This window comes from Bartonella sp. AA89HNZF, assembly GCF_042196905.1.
In the GTDB taxonomy this organism is placed as follows: domain Bacteria; phylum Pseudomonadota; class Alphaproteobacteria; order Rhizobiales; family Rhizobiaceae; genus Bartonella.
Genome location: NZ_JBHIRD010000093.1, coordinates 354 through 856, shown reverse-complemented (window position 1 = coordinate 856; position 503 = coordinate 354). Strand labels below are relative to the sequence as shown.

Here is a 503-nt window from a genome sequence, read left to right as displayed (position 1 = left end):
TAAAAGAAGGTGAAAATGTTGTCAATAGGATTAATCTTACCAAGAGCAAACTTCTTGTGAAAGATGGTGTCGGTATTCGGGGTCCTTATGGTTCAAAATCTGTTGCTGAAATTTCCCTTAAAGATTCGGAAATTCGGGCTGATGTTTTATTGAGAAATAAAACCAGACGTAAATATTATGATGACGATACTCTTCCTGTCTCTCTTACATTAACCGCGAATAATTCGATTCTAGAAGGAAGAGCAAGAACCTTAAAAATAAATACAACGACTCTTTCTCTGATCAACAACAGCAAATGGTACTTAAAAGTCAGTCAAGAGGACTCAGATACTGATTTTAATACTTTTAATTTCGATCTCAGTGACCTTAAACAACGAGCACTTTCTACTGTTTCAGTACTAAATCTTAATAATAGCTCTATTATATTTAACGCACCGTCTGCTAATGTAACATCTGCTTTGGGAAAGGGGCAATATCAGATCTTGAGTGTAGGGAAAACTGCT

Annotated in this window: 1 pseudogene; it reads left to right on the top strand. The window is 35.6% G+C overall.

Features of this window, described 5'->3' with window-relative positions:
- Positions 1 to 503: pseudogene (locus ACFIN0_RS09890) on the top strand (hypothetical protein); the annotation flags it as partial.